At 62.0% G+C, this 8,189-nt stretch carries 7 protein-coding genes; all 7 read left to right on the top strand.

The window, feature by feature from the left end; genetic code table 11:
• Positions 1–367, top strand: a 367-nt coding sequence (locus I8J29_RS27630; RefSeq protein WP_208850580.1) for a DUF4129 domain-containing protein, incomplete at its 5' end; no start/stop codon positions are given.
• A gap of 546 nt (positions 368–913) precedes the next feature.
• Positions 914–1,843 (top strand): ArsR/SmtB family transcription factor, encoded by a 930-nt coding sequence (locus tag I8J29_RS27625; RefSeq protein ID WP_208850579.1) that lies wholly within the window; start codon positions 914–916, stop codon positions 1,841–1,843.
• Between the two features lie 219 nt (positions 1,844–2,062).
• A complete protein-coding gene (locus I8J29_RS27620; protein ID WP_208850578.1) occupies positions 2,063–3,424 on the top strand; it encodes an ABC transporter substrate-binding protein in 1,362 nt (453 codons plus the stop codon).
• Between the two features lie 90 nt (positions 3,425–3,514).
• Positions 3,515–4,399, top strand: a complete 885-nt coding sequence (locus tag I8J29_RS27615; protein ID WP_208850577.1) for a carbohydrate ABC transporter permease — start codon at positions 3,515–3,517, stop codon at positions 4,397–4,399.
• Entirely contained in the window at positions 4,399–5,205 is an 807-nt protein-coding gene (locus tag I8J29_RS27610; RefSeq protein WP_208850576.1) for a carbohydrate ABC transporter permease, read from the top strand. The genes I8J29_RS27615 and I8J29_RS27610 overlap by 1 nt, the downstream gene beginning before the upstream one ends.
• Entirely contained in the window at positions 5,202–6,251 is a 1,050-nt protein-coding gene (locus tag I8J29_RS27605; protein ID WP_208850575.1) for an acyltransferase family protein, read from the top strand. The genes I8J29_RS27610 and I8J29_RS27605 overlap by 4 nt, the downstream gene beginning before the upstream one ends.
• Complete coding sequence (locus I8J29_RS27600) at positions 6,235–8,028, top strand: glycoside hydrolase family 2 protein (RefSeq protein ID WP_208850574.1); 1,794 nt, start codon at positions 6,235–6,237, stop codon at positions 8,026–8,028. Before I8J29_RS27605 ends, I8J29_RS27600 begins: the two co-directional genes overlap by 17 nt.
• The last annotated feature ends 161 nt before the right edge of the window (positions 8,029–8,189 follow it).

Below are 8,189 nucleotides of genomic sequence, written 5' to 3'. Positions count from 1 at the left end.
CGCGCTGACCGGCGCGGCCGGGCTCGCCTTGGCGGCGCGCCGCCGGCGCGAACGCTTCGCGTTCGGCGCGGCGCTGCGCCGGTACGGCAGCGCCCTGAAGGCGGGCCGGCACACCGCGGCCCGCAGCCAGTTCCTTCAGCTCGCGGACGCCGTATGGCGCGAGCTGTACAAGCGGTGCGGCGCGAAGCCGCCGCACCGCACGGCGCGCGAGTACGCGGCGGGACTGGCGCTGCCGCCGGAGGCGGCCCCGCTCGTCGCCGACTTCGTGCGCTGGGACGAGGAGGCGCGGTTCGACGAACTGCCGCGCCGGCTGCCGTCGCCGCAGCAGATGGCGGCGCTCATCGAGGGGCTGAGCGCCCCGAAATAAACCCTATCGGTCACGCGCAAGCCGGGCGAAAAGCCCGGCTTTAGTTGTGCTCTGCCGAAGCTTCGCGCCGACTGCGCGAGTACCGCCGCCGCGCCGCGCTACGACCGCTGCGCGCCGCGCCGACTGCGGAAGTGTCGCCCCGCGCCCTCGCCGCAGGCGTCCAGCCCCGCATATCGCCAGCGGCGTAACCTCGCCGACTGGGGGAGTGCCGCGCCGTGCCTCGCCGCAGGCGTCCCGCCCCGCATCGCCAGCGGCGCAACCGCGCCGACTGGGGGAGTGCCGCGCCGCGCCCTCGCCGCAGGCGTCCCGCCCCGCATCGCCAGCGGCGCAACCGCGCCGACAGCGGGAGTGCCGCCGCAGGCCTTGCACGCGGAACTCGCGCTAGGCGCTGCACGCGGCCCCCCGCGCTAGGACTCGCCCCACCACCAAGGCCTTCCGATTGCCGGAATCATTCAAAAATTTCGTTTTATTACAATTTAATTGATTGAAAACGCTATTTCGTGTAAAATGCATGTATCTAATCCTTTCGGGAAGCGGGGTGTCTCCGTGCTGGAACTGAATTTCGACGAACCGGACAAGCTGGTCGGCATCGCGCACGCGTTATCGACCCGCTCGAGGGTCGACCTGCTGCAGCTGCTGAGCACGAAGAAAATGAACGTCGTCGAGATCGCCGAAGCGCTGCGGCTGCCGGTCTCGACCGTCGCGAACAACGTCAAGATTCTCGAGGCCGCGGGGCTCATCAACACCGAGCTGCTGCCGGCGACGCGCGGCGCGATGAAGGTGTGCAGCCGCAACTACGACGACATTCACATCAAATTCAATACGCCGAAGCCGCTGCCGAAGGGCGAGACGCTGGAGTACCGGATCGAGCTGCCGATCGGCCATTACAGCGACTGCGAGGTGTACCCGACCTGCGGGATCGCGGGCGCGGAGCAGTTCCTGCTGGAAGAGGACGAGCCGGTCCAATTCTATCATCCGAAGCACATCGACGCGCAGCTCATCTGGTTCCGGAAGGGCTACGTCGAGTACCAGCTGCCGCTCGATCTGCCGTCGGGCGCGCGGGTCAAGTCGCTGGAATTCTCCATGGAGCTCTGCTCGGAAGCGCCGAACTACGATCATAATTGGCCCTCCGACATTACGCTCTGGGTCAACGGCCTGGAGGCCGGCAGCTGGACGAGCCCGGGCGACTTCGGGGACCGGCGCGGCAAGCTCAATCCGGCGTGGTGGCTGGACGGCGCGACGCAGTACGGGCTCTTGAAGACGTGGATCGTGGGCGAGGAACGGACGACGCTGGACATGAAGGAAGTGTCCGGAATCACGATCGCGGATTTGAACCTGAAGCGGCGGCCGAGCGTGAGGCTGCGGATCGGCGTGAAGGAAGACGCCTTGCACAAGGGCGGCGTGAATCTGTTCGGCAGGCGGTTCGGCGATTACGAGCAGGATATCGTGATGAAAGTGAATTACGTGATGGAGTAATATTCGATCAAAACGCGGACAATAAGCCTATAATTACAGGAATCCTGTTATTAAAGGCTTATTTTTGTTTTGTTAATTACAAAATTATTGAATGAAACCGTTGACATTATGAATTAATGCCGCTAATATAGGGGCATAGAGACAAGATATATGTAATAAATCAAAAAACGTATTTTGTTTCTGATTGGCATGATTCGATTCGAACTAGGGAGGCCAACCATGAAAAAAAGGTATGCAATGGCAATGACGTCGCTCCTCTCGCTGTCTCTTCTCCTGAGCGCTTGCGGCGGCAACAACGCGGCAAATAACGGCGGCAATAATGGAAGCGCTGACGGCGGCAACGCGGCGCCGGCGGAGAACGCGGGCTCGAATGCCGGCAACGCGGGCGCGGGCGGCGGCGAGAAGGTGAACCTGAACTTCTGGACGCTGTTCGACGGCGGCGACGGCGCGAACATGCAGGCGCTCGTCGACGAATTCAACAAGACGCACCCGGACATCCAAGTCAAGAACACGAAGCTCGTCTGGGGCGAATATTATACGAAGCTGATCACGGCCGTCGGCAACGGCAACGGCCCGGACATCGGGATTTCCCATACGTCCCGCCTGCCGGACCTGATCGACCAAGGCGTCGTGACGGAGCTTGACGACGTCGCCGCGGACGCGGGCGTCGATTGGTCGACCTATAACCAGAACCTGCTGAACGCGACGATCGTCGACGGCAAGCACTACGCCGCCCCGATCGACACGCATCCATTCATCATGTACTACAACAAGAAGCTGCTGAAGGACGCGGGCCTGCTCGGCGAAGACGGCAAGCCGGTGCTGGAGCAATCGGCGGACGGCTTCATGAAATTCCTGCAGACGCTGAAGGAGAAGCTGCCGGCCAAGGTAACGCCGTTCGCGCTCTCCAACTCCAACGACGACCCGTACCGTTTCTGGTGGGCGCTCTACTCCCAGCAAGGCGGCAACGACCTCGTCTCCGACGATCTGAAATCCGCCGCCGTCGACGCCGACAAAGGCGCGAAGGCAGCCGACTACATCCAGAAGCTGTACACGGGCGGCTACATCAAGAAGAACGACCCGGACTTCTATAAGAACTTCCAAAGCGGCACGGCGGCGATCATGATGACCGGCGTTTGGGCGACCGGCACGTGGGAGTCGACGAAGGGCCTTGAGTTCGGCGCGATGCCGATTCCGAAAATATTCGACCAGGAAGCGACGTGGGGCGATTCCCACACGATCATCCTGCCCGTCACGAAGTCCGAGGATCCGGCGAAGCGCAAAGCCGCGATGATCTTCGCGGACTGGATCGCGTCCAACGGCCAGATCTGGGCGAAAGCGGGCCATATCCCGTCCAAGCCTTCGGTGCTCGAGAACGCGGACTATAAAGCGATGCCGTACCGCAGCGACTACGCGTCGGTAGCCGGCACGGTCAAATTCAGCAAGCCGTCCACCAAGAACTGGCAGATTCGCGACAACGCCTCGTTCAAGATCCTGAACGAAGTGTGGGCGAACAAGCTGAGCCCGACGGACGCCATGGCGAAGCTCCAAGAGGCCGTCCAGAAGGTGCTTGACGAATAGACCGATTCATATCGCGAGTTTCCCCCAAGCTTGCGGCCGTCCCGGCCGCAGGCTTGACGGCGAAACGGAGAGGGTGAGGCGCAAGTGAGAATGAGCAAGCTGAGGGCCGACGTGCAGGCGCTTCTGTTTCTGCTGCCGTTCCTGGTCATCTATATTCTGTTCACGATCTGGCCGATGATCAAGGGCGTGAACATGACGTTTTACAAATGGACGCTGATTCGCAAAATGAAATACGTCGGCGGCGACAATTACAACCGCATGCTGCACGACCACGACATGTGGGCGGCCATCTGGCATTCCTTCATCTTCGTCGTGCTGACGACGCCGACGATGATCATCCTCGCGATCGTGCTCGCGCTCATCGCGAACCGCAAGTCCCGGCTGCAGCGCTTCTATCGCAGCGTATTCTTCCTGCCCAGCGTGCTGTCCGTCGCGGTCGCTTCGTTCCTGGGCTTGTTCGTGTTTCAGCCCTACACGGGGCTCGTGAACTCGGTGCTCCACCTGATTCATCTGCTTCCGGAGAACACGGAGATCTTCTGGCTGACCGAAACGAATCTATCCTGGATCGCCATCGCGCTCATCACGCTGTGGTGGACCGTCGGCTTCAACTTCATCCTGTACTTGTCGGCCATGCAGGACATTCCCGACGAAATCTACGAGGCCGCCCGCTTGGACGGCGCGAACGATAGACAGATTTTCTTCCGCATCACGTTCCCGTATCTCAGCCCGATCACGAAGACGATCACGATGCTGCAAATCATTGCGTCCTTCAAGGTGTTTCTGCAAATCTACATCATTACCGGAGGCGGCCCGCTCGACAAGACGCGTCCGATCATTCAATTGATCTACGAAACGGGCTTCAAGAAAAACGATCTCGGCTATGCGGCGACGATGTCGTACATGCTGTTCGCGATTCTCCTCGTGCTCTCCGCCTTCCAATACTGGATGAACAACCGGAAAGGAGCGCAAGCGTGATGAAAAACGTCTACCGCATCTTGTCCCTGCTCGTCGCGCTCGTCTTCGTGGCGCCGGTCGTCTGGATGCTCGTCGTGTCCATCAAGGAAGAAGGCATGAAGATCGTGTCCGTCGTGGACTGGTTCACGCCGCCGTATTCGTTCGCGGTGTACGACCAAGTGCTCTCGGGCACGAAGCTGTCGAACTGGGTGCTGAACAGCTTCTTCGTCGCCGTATGCGTGACGCTGCTGACGGTCGTCATCGCGTCCATGGCGGGTTTCGTGCTCGCCAAGCTGCCGTTCCGCTATCGTTCCTTCGTCTTCTTCTTCACGCTGGCGGGGCTGCTCGTGCCGGGCGAAGCAATCATCATCCCGCTCTACCAGGTGGCGAAGGACATGAATCTGCTGAACTCTTACGCCGGTCTCATTATTCCGGCGCTGGCTTCGCCGTTCGCGGTCATCGTGCTCAAGAGTTTCTTCGACGGCGTGCCGAACGATCTGCTCGAGAGCGTCCAGATCGACGGCGGCGGCACGTGGCGCATCTTCGTCAGCATCATGCTGCCGCTCACCCGGCCGGCGCTGGCGTCCATGGCGATCCTGACTTTCATCGGCTCGTGGAACAATTTCCTCTGGCCGTTCCTGTCGATTACCGACGACAACCTGTTCACGCTCCCGATGGGCATCCCGACGCTGATGAGCCAATATTCGGAGGACTACGTAAAGCCGATGGTCGTCAATACGATCGCGTCGCTGCCGATCATGCTGCTGTTCCTGATCTTCGAACGCCAGATCGTCAAAGGCGTCAGCCTGTCCGGCATTAAAGGATGAGCGGCGGCGGGCCGCGCAAGCGGGAGAGCGCGATCGACCTCTTCAAAGGCTTGCTCGTGCTGGGCATGGTGTACGGCCATACGCTGCAGTTCTTCAGCGACCAGCGGATTTATCCGAACGGCCAAACCGTCATCGATTTCATCAATCTGATCACGTTCTCCGGCTTCGTGTTCAGCTTCGGGTACGTCTCGCAGCTGGCTTACTACCGGAAGACGTTCCGCGAAGCCGCGCCGCGGATGCTGAGCGCGGCGGCGAAGACGCTCGGCGCCTTCTACGTCTCGGGCCTCGCGTACCGGCTGTTCATCGACGGCCGCGTCCTCTCGTGGGCGAACGTCAAGCCGGTCCTGCTCTTGAACGACATGCCGGGCTGGTCGGAATTTCTATGGTCGTTCACGTATCTGATGGTGCTCGGTCTCGCGCTGTTCGTGCCCTTGAAGGCGCTGACGGCGCGCAGATGGACGGGCTTCGCCGCGGCCGCGCTGCTGCTCTTGACGACGTATCTGCCCTACGGGTCCGTTCATGTCATGAAGCTCGGGCCGCTGATCGGCACGCGCGACTTCGCGTCGTTCCCGGTCCTGCAATATTTCCCGTATTATCTCGTCGGCATGCTGTTCGCGAGGCATCGCATCGTCCGGGATTGGCGCGTGCTCGCGGGTGCGGCGCTCGCGACGGGCGCCTTCCTGTGGAAATGGCTGGCGGACGGCGCGCTCCCGGAACGGTTCCCGCCGTCGGTCTGGTGGATTCTCGGGGCGGCGCTGCCGCTGTACGGCTATTACCTGCTCGCCCGGCTGATGGAGCGGACGCCCGCGCCGTTCGCCGCGTTCGACGCGATGGGGCGCAACGTGCTGTGGTGCCTCGTCATGAGCAATTTGCTGCTGTTCTCCCTCAAGGGCAACCAGCAGGACAACCTGCTGCTCAGCACGCTGGACGGGCTCTGGATGGCGGCCGTTCTGCTCGCCGTCGCCTCGTTCGGCATCTGGATCATCACGAAAAAAGAGAGACAGCAATCTAAAAGGAGTGGGAGAGAACATGCTTCAACAACCTAGCGCAGTAGCTACTGAAGAAGATAACGCAATCGCAAGACCGGAATATCCGCGCCCGCAATTCGTGCGCGACCGGTGGCTGAACCTGAACGGCGACTGGGAATTCGCCTTCGACGACGCGAGCATCGGGGAGCGCGAGGGCTGGCAGCGCCGCGAAGCGGCGGCCTTCGACCGGACCATCGCCGTGCCGTTCTGTTATCAGAGCGAGCTGAGCGGCATCGGCGACGCGGCGTTCCATGACACCGTCTGGTACCGCCGTTCGTTCGTCCTGCCCGCCGATTACGCGGGGCACCGCATCCTGCTGCATTTCGGCGCCGTCGATTACGAGTGCCGGGTCTGGGTGAACGGGCAGCTCGTCGCCACGCACGAAGGCGGCCACACGCCGTTCCGCGCGGACATTACGGACGCGCTGCGGGACGGGGAGAACGTCGTCGCCGTCAAGGCGGTCGACTACAGCAAGGACGTTACGCTGCCCCGCGGCAAGCAGTTCTGGGAAGAGAAGTCCGCGGGCATCTTCTACACCCGCACGACGGGCATCTGGCAGACGGTCTGGCTGGAGCCGGTCGCGCCGACGCATCTCGAGCGGGTCCGCCTGACGCCGGACATCGATCGCAATCAAGTGAAGCTGCAGGCGTTCATCGGCGGCTTCGCGCCGGGCGCGGACGTGTCCCTGCGCGCGACGGTGACCTTCGCCGGCGAGCTCGTCTCGGAGGATACGTTCCGCGTGACGCGGGAGACGGAGACGCGCGTCATCGGCGTCCACGACTTCAACGATCACGGCCTCGGCCGCTGGTGGAGCCCGGAGAAGCCGAATCTGTACGACCTGCGCCTCACGCTGCTCGTCGACGGCCGGGAAGCCGACCGCGTCGACAGCTACTTCGGCATGCGTAAAATTTCCGTGGAGGACGGCGTCGTCCTCCTGAATAACCGTCCGTACGTCATGCGGCTGGTGCTCGACCAAGGCTATTTTCCGACGGGCCTCCTGACCGCGCCGAGCGACGAAGCGCTGAAGCGCGACGTCGAGCTGACGAAGGAGATGGGCTTCAACGGCGCCCGCAAGCACCAGAAGATCGAAGATCCGCGCTACCTGTACTGGGCGGACCGTCTCGGCCTGCTCGTCTGGGGCGAGATGGCGAACGCGTATCATTTCTCCGAGAAGTACGTCGGCCGCGTGACCCGCGAATGGCTGGACGCCGTCGAGCGCGACTACAACCATCCGTGCATCGTCGCCTGGGTGCCGATCAACGAGAGCTGGGGCGTCACGAACATCCTGGTCGACGAGCAGCAGCAGCAGCACGCGCTGGCGATGTACCATATGACGAAGTCGCTCGACCCGACGCGCCCGGTCATCTCCAACGACGGCTGGGAGCTCGTGAAGACGGACCTCGTCACGATCCACGACTACGAATGGCGCCGCGAGGTGCTGGCGGACCGTTACTCGTCCGTCGAGAAGGCGCTCTCCGCGCGCCCGGGCAACCGGTGGATCCTCGTGCCGGGCTATCCGTACGAAGGACAGCCGCTGCTGCTGACGGAGTTCGGCGGCATCTCGTTCCAGAAGGGCGACTGGGAAGGCTGGGGCTATTCCGGCGCGAAGGACGAAGCGGATTACGAGGAGCGGCTCGCCAACGTCGTCGATCCCGTCAACGCGGCGCCGCTGCTGCAGGGCTTCTGCTATACGCAGCTGACCGACGTGGAGCAGGAGATCAACGGGCTGCTCACGTACGACCGCCAGCCGAAGATCCCGCTCGAAAACATTCGCCGCATCGTGCAGGGCCGGTGATTGGAAGGCCGGAGCCGGCAAGCGGTTTGATTGCTGGTTCGTAATTTGCGGGTTCGTAAAGTACAAGTTTACAAAGTGCAGGTTCATAAAGTGCAGGTTCAATCGATCGCACGTTCATAGATTGCGCGTTCATAGATGGTAGGTTCATAGATTGCGCATAC

This window comes from Paenibacillus artemisiicola (genome assembly GCF_017652985.1).
Lineage (GTDB): Bacteria > Bacillota > Bacilli > Paenibacillales > Paenibacillaceae > Paenibacillus_Z > Paenibacillus_Z artemisiicola.
The sequence above is the reverse complement of the archived record's forward strand: the minus strand, read 5'-3'. Positions and strand labels throughout refer to the sequence as shown.